The following is a 19261-nucleotide window of genomic DNA, read 5'->3' on the forward strand; positions in this document are numbered from 1 at the left end:
GCTCTGCTTAGCTAATCTATGATTATTCGACTATACCTGTGTACTAGCTCTTACCGACGCAGAGCCTATGGCAAGATTGCCAAACGCAGGATGCGTAGTGGTATCAGCATTAAACGTTGCCTATAGGCATCGTTGACCATGATAAATCCAAGGAGGGCAAACATGGGCAATGTGGCTTTGCATGATGTTACTACCAACAAAGGTGATCTAAACCCAAACATTCCGGATGATGTCGTGCAAATTGACTCAAGTGTCATTGATACCCCTTTTACCTATGAAAAACCTCTTCGCGAAGCTAAAAAGCCGTGCAAGACAGTTCATGACCGCAACGTTAACCAACCTCCTGAAAAGACGCTCGAATCTCCCCAACGTATACTTTTCGTTACTTCCGAGATTGCCGATTTCGTCAAGGTCGGGGGACTGGGCGATGTCTCCTCGGCACTGCCCCGAGCGCTCGCGACGCACCATGACGTAAGAGTGTTGATTCCCGCTTACCGGGAAATGATTCAGTCCGAGCATGAGATCGAACCTGTCGGTCACCTGGCCGCATTTGCGGGTCTGCCGGCCTGTGATATCGGAAAAATCACCTGTGACGACGGCCTGATTATCTATGTGTTGTTGTGTCCCGAGCTTTATCAACGTGAGGGTACGCCCTACGGCAGGGGTTCGAGCGGCTATGGCGATGGGCAAAATGAAGGCTGGGATGACAATGATATTCGCTTCGCCAGATTGTCACGCGCCGCCGCAGATATCGCCCTGGGAGATGCCGGTCTGGATTGGCAGCCCCAACTGTTGCACCTCAACGACTGGCAGTGTGGCCTGACAGCGGGCTATCTGCATTGGCAGGGAGAGTCGGTACCCAGCGTATTCACCATCCACAACCTGGCCTATCAAGGCGTATTCAACGCCTCGCGTCGTGAAACGTTGGGCATTCCCGAGGAGGCGTTTCATATCGAAGGAGTCGAGTTTTACGGCGAACTTTCTTTCATGAAAGCCGGGATCGTCTATGCCTCGCATGTCACCACCGTCAGCGCGACCTATGCCCAGGAGATCACCACGCCTAACTTCGGCTGCGGGCTGGATGGTCTGCTTAGCTGCAAGGCGGAAAGTAAGCAATTGAGCGGGATTCCCAACGGGATTGACGACTCTTGGGATCCGCGTACCGACACCCACATCGCTCAAGCTTTCTCCTGCAATGATTGGCGGGGCAAGCGCGTCAACGCCGATTACGTAAGGCGCCACTTCGGCCTGGCAGCCGGCCAGGGTCCTCTGTTTGCCGTGGTGTCTCGTCTGGTACATCAAAAGGGGCTGGATCTGACCATAGAGGCGGCCAAGACCATCGTTCATGCGGGGGGCCAGATCGTTTTCATGGGCTCCGGCGAGCACCACGTGGAAGAGGCATTACGCAAGCTGGCAGCGCGTTTTCCGGGCGCCATTGCCGCCTATATCGGTTTCGACGAGCACCAGGCCCGCTGCCTGTTTGCCGGCAGTGACTTTCTGCTGATGCCTTCACGGTTCGAACCATGCGGGCTGAGCCAGATGTATGCCCAGCGTTTCGGCTCATTACCCATCGCCTATTGTACCGGCGGCCTGGCCGACACCATTGAGGATGGCGTGTCCGGCTTTTTGTTCAATGACATGGAATTCGGCAGTTACATGAAATCCATTCAGCGAGCCTTCACCGTTTTCAAGTCGACCGACCTGTTCAATGCCATGCGCGGCGCCGCCATGGCGGGCCGCTATCACTGGCGGCAGTCAATCGAACCGTATAGCAGGCTGTACCAGCAGGTACTCGAAAAGCAGGGCGACAAGACGCAAGCCATCCACTGAAGAGATGAGCCATGTTTCAAAGCGACGCATCTCAGAGAGCCAGGTTTCAGCCTACCTTCGGCGCCCAGGTCATCAGTGAAGGACGAACACGCTTTGTTCTATGGGCGCCTAGCGCGCATGCAGTCGAGCTGGAAGTCGAAGGGAGACCGCGCATGGTCATGGCGGAAGCAGGCAATGGATGCTTCTCGATCGAAGCGTCATGTAGCCATGGTGCTCGCTACCATTATCGCGTGTTCAAGGATGATGACCAAGCCGGTACTCGGATACCCGACCCGGCCTCCCGCGCCCAGGCCGGTGACATCGACGGGCCGAGCCTGGTGATCGACCCCCAGCATTATGTATGGCGAAACACTGCCTGGCAGGGCCGCCCCTGGCACGAAACCGTGCTTTATGAAGTGCATATCGGCACCTTGGGCGGCTTCGACGGTGTGCGCCAACGTCTGCCTTATCTTGTCGAGCTTGGGGTCACCGCCATCGAACTGATGCCGGTCTCGGAATTCCCCGGGGCACGCAATTGGGGCTACGACGGCGTGCTTCCCTACGCGGTGGAGGCCTCCTACGGCAGCCCCGACGATATGAAAGCGCTGATCGATGAGGCTCACGAGCTCGGGTTGATGGTATTTCTCGACGTGGTCTACAACCATTTTGGTCCGGAGGGCAACTACCTAGCTCATTATGCCAACGCCTTCTTTCGTGACGACCTGGTCACGCCCTGGGGACCTTCCATCGATTTTCGCCAGCCCATGGTGCGCCAGTATTTCATCGACAACGCCCTGATGTGGCTCGAAGAGTACCGGCTGGACGGCTTGCGGTTCGATGCAGTGCATGCCATCAGCGAGCGCGACTTTCTGATCGAAATGGCGGAGGAAATACGCGCACGCAGCGCACCGCAACGCCATCTGCACCTGGTTCTTGAAAACGAGGGCAACAGCGCGAGCCTGATCAACCCTCGGCAGTACAGTGCCCAGTGGGACGATGACTGGCACAACGTCATCCATGTGCTGCTGACCGGCGAGCATGAAGGCTACTATGCCGATTTCGTCGAGGATGCCACGTCACGCCTGGCATGCTGCCTGAGCGAGGGCTTCATCTACCAGGGCCAGCAGTCGCGTCACGGCCACTCCCGCGGCGAGCCCAGCGGCCACCTGCCGCCTACCGCCTTTGTGGCATTCTTGCAGAATCACGACCAGATCGGCAATCGCGCCCTTGGCGAGCGGCTGAGCGTTCTCGCCGACCCCGAGGCACTCGAGGCCGCCACCCTGCTGCTGCTGCTTTCGCCGATGGTGCCCTTGCTGTTCATGGGCGAGGAATGGGGCTCCAGGCGCCCTTTTCTGTTCTTCACCGAACATAAAGATGACCTCGCCGAGGCAGTCCGTGAAGGAAGGCGCTCGGAATTCGCCGACTTCAGCGCCTTTCGCGACGCAAGGACCCGCGAGCAAATTCCCGACCCCAACGCGCGCCAGACTTTCGAGGGCTCGATTCCCGATTTCGAAGCTCGCGAAACACCTCCCCATGATGCCTGCCTTGAGCGTTATCGCACCCTCCTGGCGCTGCGCCACCGTGAGATCGTGCCACGCTTGGAAGGCGCCGTGGCACTGGGGGCAGAGGTGCTGGGCGAAAAAGCCGTCGTCGCCCGTTGGCGGATGAACGATGACAGCCAATTGGCCATAGCGCTCAACCTGAGCGATGAGCCGGTGGCGACCTCCGGTTTCGGTGTCGGTCAGCATTTGTATGAAACCCGGGAAGGCGTGGCGGTAGCAGCACAAAGCGGGCGCCTGGCACCCCGCTGTGCCGCCGCCTGGCTGCAACACAATCCAGGAGAAGAGGAAATGAGTGTATGAGCGATACGCTGAGACAACTCGCCACGGCGGCCGGTTTACTCCTGGAATGGGAAAACAGCGATGGCGAAACTCGCCAGTTGCCGGAAGAGCGCCAACGCAGACTGCTTTCGATCCTCGGTTTTCCCGCCGATGATGAACCGGCCATGCGGGACAGTCTGAAACGCCTGAAACGCTTGAACGAACCCGAAGGACCCGAGCAATGGCCGCCGCTGATTACCGCCGACGGAGGTTATTCAGTGGCACTGCCTTCGTCGCTGACGCCTGGCACCCCTTTCACCCTGATTCTTGAGCAGGGCGGCCGTCGAGCGGGGTATCTTGAAAAACGCGATTGCCTGCCCGCCGTAGCGGAAATTGGCTACCACAGGCTGCAAATTGCCAACGTGGAAATAACGCTGGCCGTCGCCCCGGCGCAATGTTTTTCTCCCAAGGATGCGGTCACCGAGCCTACCCCACGCCTCTGGGGGCTCACCGCACAACTCTATGCCCTACGTCGCCCCGGTGATGGCGGGATCGGCGATGCCTTGGCCTTGGAAATCTTTGCCGCGCGCGCGGCTGAACAGGGAGCCGCGGCGCTGGCAATCAGCCCGACTCACGCCATGTTCAGCGCCGACCCCGAGCGTTATAGCCCCTATTCGCCTTCCAGCCGCTTGCTGCATAACGTGCTTTACGGTTCCCCCGAAATCTTACTGGGCAAGGCGGCGGTGAAAAAGGCCGAGGCACAAGGCGACCTTGAAGCGCGAATGCGTCGCCTGGAAGCCGACGACTATCTCGATTGGCCCGCCGCGGCACGTACCAAGCTGGCCTGGTTACGCACCCTCTACGACGACCTGACGACTCGCCAGGATAGCGAGGCTCAAGCACTGCGCCAGAATCTGGAGGCGTTTCGCCAGGCAGGCGGCAGTTTGCTGGAAGATCATTGCCGTTTCGAGGCGCTGCAAATGGAGTTCGGGCCGAGTGACTGGCATGATTGGCCTCAGGCCCTGCGCGACCCCGCCAACCCCGACGTCAGCCGCTTCGCTGAAGCCCACGCCGAGGAAGTGGGCTTTCACGCCTTCTTGCAGTGGGTCGCAGACCAAGGGTTGGCTCATGCCCAGAAGGCGGCCCGCGATGCAGGCATGAAGGTCGGGCTGATCGCCGACCTGGCCGTAGGCGCCGACGCCGCGGGCAGCCAGACATGGAGCCGCCAAGCGGAAATGCTGGAAGGCGTTTCGATCGGTGCGCCCCCCGACCTTCTCAACGTCCATGGCCAGGACTGGGGATTGGCCGCCTTTTCACCCTACGGTCTGGTCCATTCGGGGTTTCGCAGCTTCATCGACATGCTGCGTAACGCCTTCACTCACGCCGGCGGGTTGCGTATCGACCACGTTCTCGGCCTGATGCGTCTGTGGCTGATCCCCTATGGCGCTCCACCCACCGAAGGCGGCTACCTGCGCTATCCCTTTGACGACATGCTGCGCCTGGTGGCGCTGGAATCATGGCGGCATCGCGGCATCGTCATCGGCGAGGATCTGGGCACCGTCGCCCCGGGCTTTCGGGAACGCCTGGCCGCACGCGGCATCCTGGGCATGCAGGTACTCTGGTTCGAACTGGATGAAAACGATGCCTTCCTGCCGGCAAGCGACTGGTCTGCCGAAGCCATGGCGACCACCTCGACCCATGACCTTCCCACCGTCGCCGGCTGGTGGGCGGGCCGCGACATCGAATGGCGCAGCCGCCTGGGTCTGCTCAAGGAGACGCAAAGCGTCGAAAGCGAGCAAGGCGAACGTCGCCGAGCACGCGCCAGGCTCGCAAGTACTCTGGGGCTGCTTTGCCACGGCTCGTTGACCAGAACGCTGGAAGCATCCGACATTCCCGCTTCCCAGGTACTCGATGCCTGTGCACGCCATCTGGGTCGCACGCCTGCCCCCCTGGCATTGCTCCCGGTGGAGGACGCCTTGGGGCTCGAGGAGCAGGCCAACCTGCCGAGCACTATCGACGAGCATCCCAACTGGCGAAGGCGCTGGACGGCCGATGCCGACGTGTTATTGGCATCGAATGAAGTTCGCCATCGGCTTGGCGAACTGGCGCGCCTACGGAGGTCGGCTCATGAATGAGATCCGCGCGACCGTCCGCCTGCAATTTCATGCCGGTTTCACCCTCGATGACGCAGAACGCTGGGTAGACTACTACGCCGCCTTAGGAATCAGCCATATTTATGCCTCGCCGCTACAGGCGTCGCGAAGCGGTTCTCCGCATGGCTACGACGGTATCGACCCGACCCGCATAGACCCTGAGCTTGGCGGCGAGGCGGCGCTGGAGCGCCTCGTGACACGGCTACGCACGAACGACATGGGGTTGATACTGGATATCGTGCCCAACCATGTCGCGGTCGGCGGCTCGGAAAATCCCTGGTGGCAGGAGGTGCTGGCCTGGGGTCGTGACAGCCCCTATGCCGAATTCTTCGACATCGACTGGTGCTCTCCCGACCCGTTGCTCACCGGAAAGCTGCTGGTTCCGTTTCTCGGTGCGCCTTATGCCGAGATACTCCAGTCAGGTGAGTTGTCGCTGCGCTACGTACCGCAAGCGGGGAATTTTCACCTCGCCTATCACGAGCATCGTTTTCCCATCGACCCACGCCATTACGGCGATATCTTGCGCCTTGCCGAGCACGACTTGCTATGGAACCTGGCGGCACAATTCGATGCGCTGCAGCAGCGTGAGGATGCCTATACCGCCGTTGACGAGATCCGCCGTCAGCTACGCCTGATTGTCGAGGCTACCCCAGCTCGCCAAGCGCTCGATGAGGCCTTGGCGCTGTTCGACGGTGTCATTCCCGCCGGTGCCATCCGTCTGCATACCCTGCTCGAACGTCAGCATTACCGCCTAGCATGGTGGCGAACCGCCTCCGATGAAATCAACTGGCGGCGTTTCTTCGACGTTACCGAACTGGGGGGATTACGCATCGAGCTGCCCCAAGTCTTCGAGGCCACCCATGCACTGCCGCTACGCCTGGTCGAAGCGGGTTGGGTGGACGGCCTGCGGGTCGACCATGTCGATGGGCTTGCCGATCCCCGCGGCTATTGCCTGCGTCTGCGCCAGCGCCTGGACGCCTTGCAGGAAAAGCGCCCCGCCGATGCGCCGCGCCATGTTGTCCTCTATGTAGAAAAGATCCTGGGCGCCGAGGAGACGTTGCATTGCGACTGGGGCGTGGATGGCACCAGCGGTTACGAGTTCATGAACGACGTCTCCGGGGTACAGCACGACCCGGCCGGTGCCCAGCCTCTGCGAGAGCTGTGGCATGAGGTCAGCGGTCGCGACCCCGACTTTCTTGTCGAGGTCCGCCTGGCCCGGCGCGAAATACTCACCCATATCCTGGCCAGTGAATATGCTGCCTGCGCGCGAGCGCTGCACGCCGTCGCCCGCTCACAGCTGGCCAGCCGCGACATCACCCTGGCGTCGATTCGACGTGCGCTGAAGGCATTGATCGCGCATTTTCCGATCTATCGCACCTATGCCGACGACGCAGGCCGCCCCGAGGTAGACGAACCTTTCTTCGCCCAGGCCATGGCGGGGGCACGCCAAGACCTTAGCCCTCCTGATGCGTGGGTTCTCGAACAACTCGACCTTTGGCTGGGTGGCGAAGCGCCAAGCGACTGCGAGGATAACCAGGAACGCCGGCTGCGCCAGCGGGCCATCGTGCGTTTCCAGCAACTCACCTCCCCGGTCGCCGCCAAGGCGGTGGAAGACACCGCCGGGTATCGCAGTGCGGTGCTGATCTCGCGCAACGACGTGGGCTTCGATGGCGAGCACTTCCACCACTCCCCCGAGCATTTTCATGCCGCGAACGCCTGGCGCGCTCGCCACTTCCCTCTCAGCCTGGTAACCACCGCGACTCACGACCACAAGCGCGGCGAGGACGTACGCGCACGGCTGGCCGCGCTCAGTGAGCACGCCAAGCCGTTCACCGACCAGGTCGAGCATTGGCGGCTGTTGGCCACCCCGCTGCGTCGGACACTACTCGACGGGCCTGCCCCCTCGCCCGGCGACCAGTTGATCCTCTATCAGCTGCTGCTCGGTGCCTGGCCGCCGACCCTCGAAACTCAGGACGCAGACGGCATGCGGGACTTTACCCAGCGCCTTGTCCAATGGCAGCAAAAAGCCCTGCGCGAAGCCAAGTTGCATAGCCATTGGCTATGGCCGGACGAAGCCTACGAGGCGGCCTGTCGTGAGTTTCTGGAAGGCCTACTGGCAGAGCCGATGCTGCGTGATTCACTCGCCGACGCGGCGCGAGCGCTCGATCTTCCCGGGGCGATCAACGGCCTGGCCCAGACCGTACTGCGACTCACCGTCCCCGGTGTGCCGGATCTCTACCAGGGCTGCGAATTCTGGGACTACAGCCTGGTCGACCCCGACAATCGGCGCCCGGTGGATCATGCTGCGCGCCAGGCGGCGTTGGCTGAGGAGCCGACACCGCTTGCCACTCTACCTGATTGGCGTGACGGACGATTGAAGCAAGCCGTCATCGCTCAGCTGCTGGCGCTTCGACAACATCAGCCTGCGCTATTCGCTCAAGGCAACTATCGTGAGATAGCGACGACTGGCGAAAACGCTGCCAACCTTCTAGCTTTCACACGAGGCCACGCCGGACAACAGTTACTGGTGGTAGTGCCCCGGCTCCCCGCTGGCCTGTTGGGCGATGCCGAGCAACCACATATCCCGCCACAGCGTTGGGGCAACACCCGTTTGCAGCTGACGCCTGAGCTGCAAGGCACCTGGCAGGAAGTGCTGACTCACGCCACCCTAGCGATAAGCGAGAGCGAGATTCCAGCCGCAACACTTCTGACAGAGCTGCCCGTCGGGGTTTTTCTACGTGACGATGCCTTGGCCGCTAGAGATCGGGAAACATCTTTTCTACATTGAAACAAACAAGTCAGGGGGAATTGATATGGCTGACGAAATGAGTGAAGCCGAGCGGGTACGTTACTTGGCCTACAAGATCTGGGAGTCCGAAGGGCGCCCCGAAGGGCAACAACAGCGCCATTGGGACATGGCATTGAAAATTGTCGCCACCGAACAAGTAGCGGGCACCGATGCCACTCTCGAAGAGGTGGGGGAACCCCTTGATGAGGCGCCTATTCTGGAAGACGAATTGCCCCTGGAAGAGGACGAAGTGGGCATTCAGGAGAACCGCCTGCCGTTGGAGCCGCCCGACGGGGAGCCTTCTTTCGATGAGGTACCCTTTCGTGATGACAAGATGGCGGGGACGGATGTCCCGGTACAGGATCGTGGCCATCCGGAACAGGCACCGCCATCAGCCGAACCGCCGCCAGGGGCGATGGAGCCACTGCCGGAAGACTCCGCCACGGTAACGCGCACCCGTCGCCCTCGGCGTAGTGCCGATACCCTAACGCCGACTAACGAGACGGATACCACCCAAGTGCCGGGCAAGACAGCATCCCGCACTCGCAAAAGCGCCACCACCTTGGAAAAAACCACCAAAAAGCCTGCAAAAACGACGAAAGCTACGAAAACGGAGCAAGAACCTAAAACAGCGAAGAAGACCAAAACCACCAAGACCAAGAAGACCTCGGACCCTAGCTAGACACGCCGGGAGTGCCCTATCGGGTCAAGGATGCATGCGATGAAAACAAACCAAGCCTCACAGGACGGTGAAAAAACTGTTACCCCCGAGGAGTCCCCCAGCGTCATGCGGCGCTCAAGGGTGCATGAAGGTTGGTCATTCCCGCTGGGGGCGACTTGGGATGGCTTGGGCGTAAATTTCGCGCTGTTTTCGGCCAACGCCACCAAGGTCGAACTGTGCCTCTTCGATGAGTCTGGCGAGCAGGAACTGGAACGTGTCGAATTGCCGGAATATACCGACGAGGTATGGCACGGCTATCTCCCCGATGCCCGGCCCGGCCAGCTTTACGGCTATCGGGTTCATGGGCCTTACGCGCCCGAGGAAGGCCATCGCTTCAACGCCAACAAGCTGTTGCTCGATCCCTACGCCAAGCAGATCGTCGGCGACCTGAAATGGGATGACGCCTTGTTCGGCTACACCATCGGCCACCCTGACGGCGACCTGAGCTTCGATGAACGCGACAGCGCTCCCTTCATGCCACGCTGTCGTGTACTCGACCCCGCCTTTACCTGGGGCCGTTCGCGAGGCGTACAGCTACCTTGGGATCACACCATTCTCTACGAGACGCATGTACGCGGCTATACCATGCGCCACCCGGCGGTGCCGGAAGCACTGCGCGGCACCTTCGCCGGGCTGATGGTTAACGAAGTGGTCGATTACATCCACTCGCTGGGGGTGTCCTCGGTGGAGTTTCTGCCGATTCACGCCTTCATCGATGATCAGCATCTGCTTGAAAAGGGCCTGAGAAATTACTGGGGGTATAACACCCTGGGATTTTTCGCCCCGCATTCGCGTTATCTTTCGGGCGAAAGTATTCATGAATTCAAGGAATTGGTGGCGCGTTATCACGCTAAAGGCCTGGAGGTAATTCTGGATGTGGTCTACAACCACACCGCCGAAGGCAATGAACTCGGTCCCACGCTTTCGCTCAAGGGAATCGACAACGCCGTCTACTACCGTCTGATGTCCGACGAGCCGCGCTACTACATCGATGATACCGGCACCGGCAACACCCTGAACCTGAGCCACCCGCGAGTGCTGCAGATGGTCACTGACTCACTGCGCTACTGGGCCACGGAGATGCGTGTCGACGGCTTTCGCTTCGACCTGGCGACAATTCTCGGGCGCGAACACCACGGCTTCGATGAGGGCGGCGGTTTTCTTGATTCCTGCCGTCAGGATCCGATCCTGAGCCAGGTGAAGCTGATCGCCGAACCTTGGGACTGCGGCCCCGGCGGCTATCAGGTCGGCGGTTTCCCGCCGGGCTGGGCGGAGTGGAACGACCGCTACCGCGATACCGTACGCGCCTTCTGGAAAGGTGACGAAGGACAACTTTCCGAACTCGCCACCCGGCTGATGGGTTCGGCGGACTTCTTCGATCGACGCGGCAGGCGCCCATTCGCCTCGGTCAACTTCGTGACCGCCCACGACGGCTACACCCTCTACGATCTCGTCGCCTACAACGAGAAACACAACGAAGCCAACGGCGAAAACAACATGGACGGCCACGACCATAACCTCTCCTGGAACCACGGCGAGGAAGGCCCCACAGATGACCCTGAGATCAAGGAACTTCGGCTGCGTCAGATCCGCAATTTCTTCGCCACTACCCTCTTTTCTCAAGGTACCCCGATGCTATTGGCGGGCGACGAGCTGCTGCGTACCCAGCAAGGCAACAATAACGCCTACTGCCAGGACAATGAGATCAGCTGGCTTGACTGGAACTTCAGTGGCGATGCCCACGAGATGATCGAATATCTGCGTCGCGTGACGGCACTGCGATTGCGCTACCCCATTCTGCGCCGAGGACGCTTTCTAAGCGGTGAGTACAACGAGGACATGGGGCTCAAGGAAGTCACCTGGCTAGCCCCGGACGGCGAGGAAATGGATGTCGAGCGCTGGGAGGACTCCGAAGCCCGCACCTTGGGGCTGATGCTCGATGGTCGCGCCCAGCCCTCGGGCATTCGGCGTGCGGGTGCCGATGTCACCCTGCTGCTGATCTTCAATGCCCACCACGACGCAGTGGCTTTCAAGTTACCCGACGCGCCGAGCGGGAGCGGCTGGCTATGCCGCCTCGATACCAGCCGGACCATCGAGGAAGAACCTTTCCAGCATGCTTTCGGTGACGAGCATGTAATGGAAGGCCGTTCATTGGCCCTGCTGGAATTGGTGCAGGGAAAAGTCAGCGCCTTTGCTACCTAGACATGACGCAGCTCAGGCAAGGCACAGTGCAATTATCGACCAGGCCGAACTGCAACAGAGGAGCATGTGATGAGTTCACCTCCGTATTCAACGCCCGGGGCCGCCCCGACGCAAGAGCAGGACCCGCAAGACGTATGGGCAGCCGTCCAGGCACCTCGTATCGCTATCGAATCGGTACAGCCGACACTCGACCATGGGCGATTCGCGGCCAAAGCCATTGTCGATGAACCAGTGACTGTCACGGCGACGATCTTTGCCGATGGTCACGACGTGCTGGCGGCTGCGGTTTGCTGGTACGACGAGCAAGGCCAGCAGCACCGTGAGCCCATGCGTCAGATAGAACCGTTGGGCCTGGATATCTGGGAGGGCCGTTTCACACCCCAGCGGGTTGGACGACACGGTTTTATCATCGAAGCCTGGTGGGACATTTACGCCACTTACCGCTACGAACTCTCGAAGAAGCATCAGGCCGGGGTGCCGGTGGAACTCGAACTCGAGGAAGGCAGACGCCTGATCGAGCAAGCCGCCGAACGCAGTGAAGGCGCGCTAAAAGAAGCGCTCGACGTCATTCATGAACACTTTCGCATCCTCGAGCATGACGCCGAGCGAGTCGCCCTGCTGCTGGCTAGCGAGACGGCGCATTTGATGCACCAGGCAGATGCCCGCCCTTACCTGACCCGAAGCGATGCACTTTATCCGTTGGAAGTGGAACGCCTCAAGGCACGCTTTGCCAGCTGGTACGAGCTGTTTCCCCGCTCGGAAACCGACGACCCCGAGCGCCACGGCACCTTCGACGATGTCCACAAACGCCTGCCGATGATTCGCGACATGGGCTTCGATGTGCTCTATTTCCCGCCCATCCATCCGGTTGGGCGCACTCATCGCAAGGGCCCTAACAATATTCTTGAGGCAGGGCCGGACGACCCGGGCAGCCCTTACGCCATTGGTAGCTCCGAAGGCGGCCACGACGCCATTCATCCGGAACTGGGTAGTCGCGAGGATTTCCGCAATCTTGTGCGTGTGGCCGCCGAGCATGGCCTGGAGATCGCCCTGGATTTCGCCATCCAGTGCTCGCCGGATCATCCCTGGCTCAAGGAGCACCCCGGCTGGTTTTCCTGGCGGCCCGATGGCTCGATCCGCTACGCCGAAAATCCGCCCAAGAAATATCAGGATATCGTCAACGTCGATTTTTATGCCGAGGACGCCATCCCTTCACTGTGGATCGAGCTGCGTAATGTGGTGCAGGGCTGGATCGACGAGGGGGTGAAAATCTTTCGCGTCGACAACCCTCACACCAAGCCGCTGCCCTTTTGGGAATGGCTGATCGCCGATATTCGCGGGCGCGACCCCGCGGTGATTTTCCTTGCCGAAGCCTTCACCCGGCCGGCCATGATGCTGCATCTCGGTAAACTGGGATTCACCCAGAGCTACACCTACTTTACCTGGCGGCATACCAAGAAGGAGCTGACCGAGTATTTCACCCAGCTCAACGAGTCGCCGCTGCGCGAGGGATACCGGCCCAACTTTTTCGTCAATACGCCGGACATCAACCCCTACTTTCTGCAATCGTCGGGGCGGCCCGGCTTTCTGATTCGTGCAGCCCTTGCCACCATGGGCTCAGGGTTGTGGGGCATGTACTCGGGGTTCGAGCTATGTGAAGGTCAACCGGTGCCGGGCAAGGAGGAATATCTCAATTCCGAGAAATACGAAATACGCCCGCGTGATTACACCGCGCCCGGCAATATCAATTACGAGATCGCCCAACTCAACCGCATCCGCCGCGAGAATCCGGCGCTGCAGACCCATTTGGGGCTTCGCTTCTATCCGGTGCACAACGACCGGCTGCTGTTCTTCGGCAAGCGTAACGAAACAGGCGACAACTTCATTCTCGTCGCCGTCAACCTCGACCCCTTCGAAACCCAGGAAGGCGCCTTCGAATTGCCGCTCTGGGAGCTTGGGCTACCTGATGATGCCGCCCTGCATGGCGAAGATCTCATGAATGGTCATCGTTGGACATGGCATGGCAAATGGCAATCGGTGCGGCTCGATCCATGGCACCAGCCGTTCGCCATCTGGCGCATTCGCCCGGTCCACTAGCCACTTCATTCGTGCCCATAAAATGCAGGGAGGGTAAGCCCAATGATGGATGCCAGCAGCGAAACACACGCCGTCGAGGCCATTGATTTCCTTGACGATCCCCTCTGGTACAAGGACGCAGTGATCTATCAGGTGCACGTCAAGGCGTTTTTCGACGCCAATGACGACGGCATCGGCGACTTCGAAGGGTTGATCCAGAAGCTCGACTATATCGTTGAGTTGGGCGTGAACACGATCTGGATATTACCGTTCTATCCCTCGCCACGTCGCGACGACGGCTACGATATTGCCGAATACACCAGCGTCAGCCCCGATTACGGCACCCTTCAGGATGCGCAACGCTTCATCGAGGAGGCACATCGGCGCGGCCTGCGCGTACTCACCGAGCTGGTCATCAACCACACCTCCGACCAGCACGAATGGTTTCAGCGCGCCAGACAAGCGCCGCCGGGCTCACCGGAACGTGACTTCTACGTCTGGTCGGATACCGATCTGAAGTACCCGGGCACGCGGATCATCTTTCTCGACACCGAGTCCTCCAACTGGAGCTGGGACCCGGTGGCCGGCGCCTACTACTGGCACCGCTTCTATTCCCACCAGCCGGATCTCAATTTCGACAACCCTCAGGTACTCGATGAAGTGCTCAAGGTGATGGCGTACTGGCTCGACATGGGCGTCGACGGCCTGCGCCTGGACGCCATTCCCTATCTGGTCGAGCGCGAAGGCACCAACAACGAAAACCTGCCCGAGACCCATGTGGTACTCAAGAAGATCCGGGCGGTGATCGACGAGCGCTACCCCGATCGCATGCTGCTTGCCGAAGCCAACCAGTGGCCGGAGGATACCCGACCCTACTTCGGCGACGGCGACGAGTGCCATATGGCGTTTCACTTCCCGCTGATGCCGCGCATGTACATGGCCCTGGCCCAGGAAGACCGCTTCCCGATTACCGACATCCTGCGCCAGACCCCGGAGATTCCCGCCACCTGTCAGTGGGCGATATTCCTGCGCAACCACGACGAGCTGACCTTGGAGATGGTCACCGACAAGGAGCGCGACTATCTCTGGAACCACTACGCTTCCGACCGCCGGGCACGCATCAACCTGGGGATTCGGCGTCGCCTGGCACCGCTACTCGAGCGCGACCGCAGGCGGATCGAACTGCTCAACAGCCTGCTGCTGTCGATGCCGGGCACGCCGGTGCTGTATTACGGCGACGAGATCGGCATGGGCGATAATATCTATCTCGGCGACCGGGACGGCGTGCGTACCCCGATGCAGTGGTCGGTGGATCGTAACGGCGGTTTTTCCCGCGCCGATCCGGCAAGCTTGGTTTTGCCGCCGATCATGGACCCGCTTTACGGCTACCAGACCGTCAACGTCGAGGCTCAGGTGCGCGACTCGCATTCGCTGCTCAACAACATGCGGCGATTGCTGGTGGTGCGCAGCCAGCACCGCGCCTTCAGCCGCGGCACCATGCGTCCGCTCTACCCGGCCAACCGGCATATCCTCGCTTACCTGCGCGAGATGACGCTGGACAACGGTGAGACGGAAACGCTGCTGTGCGTGGCCAACGTGGCACGTACCGCCCAGGCGGTGGAACTCGACCTTTCCGCTTTCGCCGGCCAGGTGCCGGTGGAAATGGTTGGTGGCAGCGCCTTCCCACCGGTCGGCAAGCTGCCTTACCTGCTGACCTTGCCGCCCTATGGCTTCTTCTGGTTCCTGCTGGCCCCGGAAACCGCCATGCCGGAGTGGCACGTCCCGGTACCCGAACCGATGCCAGACTACGTCACCCTGATCATAAAACGTCACCTGGAAGAGATTTTCGAGGCGACACCCAGGCAGCTGCTCGAACGTGAAACATTGCCCAACTACCTGCCCAAGCGGCGCTGGTTCGCCGCCAAGCAGGCGCGCATCAAGCAGGTAAAGATACTCTACGTGGCTCGCTTGGAGCACAACCGACACACTTTGCTGATCAGTGAACTGGACGTCGATCATGCCCAGGGCAGCGAGCGTTATCAGTTACCGCTGGCATTTCTGAGTGAGGAAGAGCAGACCAGCGCCCTGCCGCAGCAGCTCGCCATGGCGCGGGTACGCCGCTTCCATGAGGTAGGACTTCTGACCGACGCCCTCACTCTGGACGCCTTCACCCTGGCAGTGCTCGATGCCATGCGCCAGGAAACCCGCCTGCCTTGCGATGCCGGCGAAATATGCTTTCTGCCCACCACGGCCTTTAGCGAGCTTGCGCTTCCCGAGCAACCGGAGGTGGTGCAACAGGCCGCGGAGCAATCCAACAGTTCGGTGATCATCAATCGTCAGTTGGTACTCAAGTTGTTCCGGCGCCTGGAACCGGGCCTGCACCCCGAGGCGGAAATCGGACGCTACCTCACCGAGCGGGGCTTTGCGCATATTGCACCACTGCATGGCGAGGTGACCCGCTTCGACGACCAAGGCACCCCGCAGACGCTGATGATCCTGCAAGGCTACATCGATAACCAGGGCGACGCCTGGTCCTGGACCCGTAACACCCTGGGGCGGGCGATTCGTGAAGCGGTAGCCGATAGTGAGCGCAGGCGGGATACCAGCCGCGAAGAGACAGGCTACGGCGCCTTCAATGAGCTTGAAGATTTCACCATCACCCTGGGCCGGCGTTTGGGCGAGCTGCACATGGTGCTGGCGTCGCCCAGCGACGATCCGGCTTTTGCCCCCATGATCGCCGATGAATCCCAGGTGGAGCTCTGGACGCAGCGCGTACGTGAACGCGTCGAGGAAGCGCTGGAATTGCTCGAGCATCACAAAAGCGCTGCTGGCGAAGCCGAACAGCAACTGGCCGATAAGATTCTGGCCCAGCGCGATAACTTGCTGGCTTCCATAGAGACGATGGCGGCGCTTGCCGAAGGCAGCCTGATCACTCGTATTCATGGCGACCTGCATCTCGGTCAGGTACTGGTGGCGCATGACGACGCCTACATTATCGACTTCGAGGGCGAGCCGGCCCGGCCGCTGGAGGAGCGTCGCGCCAAGGACAGCCCGCTTAGAGACGTTGCCGGGATGTTGCGCTCGTTCGCTTACGCCTACGCCAAGGTCGAGGAAGCGCAAACCGGCCATGAAGGCACCGAAGCGCAAGCCGATACCGGCCACGACGTAACGGAACAGTATCTGCTCAAGGGACGCCAGGCGTTCTTGAATGCCTACTGGCAGGCCACGCTCGATATGCCCCACGAATGGAAGCAGACCAGTGGAGCAGCCGCAGCGGTCGATCTATTCGTACTCGAAAAGACCGCCTACGAGATCGCCTACGAAGCCGCCAATCGCCCCGCCTGGCTGGGGGTACCGTTACGTGGCCTGGCCTCCATTGTCGAACAATTGAGCTCAGGAGAACCCCATGAATGATTTTACTGCCAGACCCATGCTGGATCGCACCCTGTGGCTGTCGGAGGATGATGCCGAGGCGCTGGCAAAGGGGTCGCACCGCAATCCTTTTTCGCTGCTCGGCATTCACGACACCGAGGAAGGCAGTCTGCTGCGGGCTTTCCTGCCCGGTGCCTTGGGTGTTGATGTGCTTGACCGCGAAGACGGGACTTTTCGCTGCTGCCTGACGGCCATCCAGATTCCCGGGCTGTTCGCCGCTCGGTTGCCGCATGCCGCCCCTTACCTGCTGCGCATCCGCTGGCCCGATGGTGAACAGCTGACCGAAGACCCGTACAGCTTTGACCTGCTGCTCGGCGAGATGGATCTTTACCTGATCGGCGAAGGCAACCATCGTGACTTGGGCCACTGCCTGGGGGCTCAACCCATGCAAGTGGACGGCGTCAGCGGAGTGCGTTTCGCCGTCTGGGCGCCCAATGCGCAACGCGTCTCGGTGGTGGGACCTTTCAACCACTGGGACGGGCGCCGCCATGTGATGCGCCTGCGCCATCCCGCCGGGGTGTGGGAATTGTTCATCCCACGCCTCGGCCCGGGAACGTCGTACAAGTACGAAATACTCGATGCCCACGGCACCCTCGGGCTACGCGCCGACCCGGTGGCTCTGGCCACCGAAGCTCCCCCCAATACCGCTTCGGTGGTCGCCGATACCACGCCCTTTGTCTGGCATGACGAAAAATGGATCGCGCAACGCGACGAGTCGCACCAACCTACCCGGCCGATCAGTGTCTACGAAGTGCATGCCGCTTCATGGCGCAAGCACGGCGGCGACAACGGCGAGATGTACAGCTGGCGCGACATGGTCGAGCATTTGATCCCTTATGTCGTGGAAATGGGTTTCACACATGTCGAGTTGCTGCCGATCATGGAACACCCCTTTGGCGGCTCCTGGGGTTACCAACCGCTGAGCCAGTTTGCGCCCAGCGCACGCTTCGGCACGCCCAAGGACTTCGCCTATTTCGTCGACGAATGCCACCGCGCAGGACTCGGTGTGATTCTCGACTGGGTACCGGCGCACTTTCCCACCGACCCCCACGGTCTGGCGCGTTTCGACGGCACCGCCCTGTATGAGTACGAGCACCCTTTCGAGGGTTTCCATCAGGACTGGGACACCTACATCTACAACCTGGGCAGGCGTGAAGTACACGGCTTCATGCTCGCCTCGGCGCTGCACTGGCTGCGGCATTTCCATGTCGATGCGTTGCGCGTCGATGCCGTCGCCTCGATGCTCTACCGCAACTATTCGCGCAACGAGGGCGAGTGGATTCCCAACAAGTACGGCGGCCATGAAAACCTCGAGGCGATCGACTTTCTGCGTCACCTCAACGATGTGGTTGCCGAAGAAGTTCCTGGCGCGGTGGTGATTGCCGAGGAATCCACCGCCTGGCCCGGGGTTACCCAGCCGACCGCCGAGGGCGGGTTGGGCTTTGCCTATAAATGGAACATGGGTTGGATGCACGACACCCTGGAGTACATCGCCAAGGATCCGGTATATCGCGCCTACTCGCATCACGACATGACCTTCCCCATGATTTATGCGTTTTCCGAACACTACGTGCTGCCGATCTCTCACGACGAGGTGGTACATGGCAAGGGGTCGTTGATCGGCAAGATGCCCGGCGATGAGTGGCAGCAATTCGCCAACCTGCGCGCCTATCTTTCCGTCATGTGGTCCCAGCCCGGCAAGAAGCTGTTGTTCATGGGCTGTGAATTCGGCCAGTGGCGCGAGTGGAGCCATGACCGTGAACTCGACTGGTCGCTACTCGGCGAGCCCCGCCATGTCGGCGTTCGCCGGCTGCTCTGCGATCTCAATCGCCTCTACGCGGAACAGCCCGCCCTGCATGAATGCGACAGCGAGCCGCAAGGCTTCATATGGGTGGTGGGTAACGATGATATCAACAGCGTCTTTGCCTGGCTGCGGGTAAGCGCCACGGGCGAACCGCTGCTGGTGGTCGCCAACATGACGCCGGTGCCTCGCATCGACTATCGGCTAGGGGTACCCCAGGCAGGGGGGTGGGAAGAGATATTCAACAGCGACGCCGAATGCTATGGAGGATCGAACTTGGGTAACATGGGCCGGCTGACAGCCGCCGATGCTCCCTTGCACGGTCAGATCGCCAGCCTGGAATTGACGCTGCCACCGCTGGGGGTATTGATGCTACGCCCGACTGAAGCGCTCCGAGAATAAGCTGGGTAGGCTGGCACGAGGCAACCCTGACTCAATGCCGAGTCAGGGCAAGCTATC

Annotated in this window: 9 protein-coding genes; all 9 read left to right on the forward strand. The window is 60.7% G+C overall.

Going from position 1 to position 19261, the window contains the following annotated elements:
* Positions 1 to 234 precede the first annotated feature (234 nt).
* The 9 genes from glgA (at position 235) to glgB (ending at position 19204) form a co-directional block, all read left to right on the forward strand.
* On the forward strand, positions 235 to 1830 hold the full coding sequence (gene glgA, locus LG290_RS13410) for a glycogen synthase GlgA (protein ID WP_499835225.1): 1596 nt from the start codon (positions 235 to 237) through the stop codon (positions 1828 to 1830).
* Positions 1831 to 1841: 11 nt separating this feature from the next.
* A complete protein-coding gene (gene treZ / locus LG290_RS13415) occupies positions 1842 to 3671 on the forward strand; it encodes a malto-oligosyltrehalose trehalohydrolase (RefSeq protein ID WP_499835226.1) in 1830 nt (609 codons plus the stop codon).
* Positions 3668 to 5764, forward strand: a complete 2097-nt coding sequence (gene malQ / locus LG290_RS13420) for a 4-alpha-glucanotransferase (RefSeq protein WP_499835227.1) — start codon at positions 3668 to 3670, stop codon at positions 5762 to 5764. Before treZ ends, malQ begins: the two co-directional genes overlap by 4 nt.
* The gene (gene treY / locus LG290_RS13425) at positions 5757 to 8570 is read left to right on the forward strand and encodes a malto-oligosyltrehalose synthase (protein ID WP_499835228.1); all 2814 of its coding nucleotides are present in this window, start codon (positions 5757 to 5759) and stop codon (positions 8568 to 8570) included. The genes malQ and treY overlap by 8 nt, the downstream gene beginning before the upstream one ends.
* A 25-nt stretch (positions 8571 to 8595) precedes the next feature.
* Positions 8596 to 9252, forward strand: coding sequence for a DUF2934 domain-containing protein (locus LG290_RS13430; RefSeq protein ID WP_499835229.1), 657 nt, complete (start codon positions 8596 to 8598; stop codon positions 9250 to 9252).
* A 39-nt stretch (positions 9253 to 9291) separates the two neighbouring features.
* A complete protein-coding gene (gene glgX / locus LG290_RS13435) occupies positions 9292 to 11493 on the forward strand; it encodes a glycogen debranching protein GlgX (protein WP_499835230.1) in 2202 nt (733 codons plus the stop codon).
* Between the two features lie 69 nt (positions 11494 to 11562).
* Positions 11563 to 13590 (forward strand): alpha-1,4-glucan--maltose-1-phosphate maltosyltransferase, encoded by a 2028-nt coding sequence (locus LG290_RS13440; protein WP_499835231.1) that lies wholly within the window; start codon positions 11563 to 11565, stop codon positions 13588 to 13590.
* A 42-nt stretch (positions 13591 to 13632) separates the two neighbouring features.
* Entirely contained in the window at positions 13633 to 16983 is a 3351-nt protein-coding gene (treS, locus tag LG290_RS13445; protein WP_499835232.1) for a maltose alpha-D-glucosyltransferase, read from the forward strand.
* Positions 16976 to 19204: a 1,4-alpha-glucan branching protein GlgB gene (gene glgB, locus LG290_RS13450; protein WP_499835233.1), complete on the forward strand. Its 2229-nt coding sequence runs from the start codon at positions 16976 to 16978 to the stop codon at positions 19202 to 19204. The genes treS and glgB overlap by 8 nt, the downstream gene beginning before the upstream one ends.
* Positions 19205 to 19261: the final 57 nt, after the last annotated feature.

The organism is Halomonas sediminis, assembly GCF_044871105.1.
Lineage (GTDB): Bacteria > Pseudomonadota > Gammaproteobacteria > Pseudomonadales > Halomonadaceae > Vreelandella > Vreelandella zhuhanensis.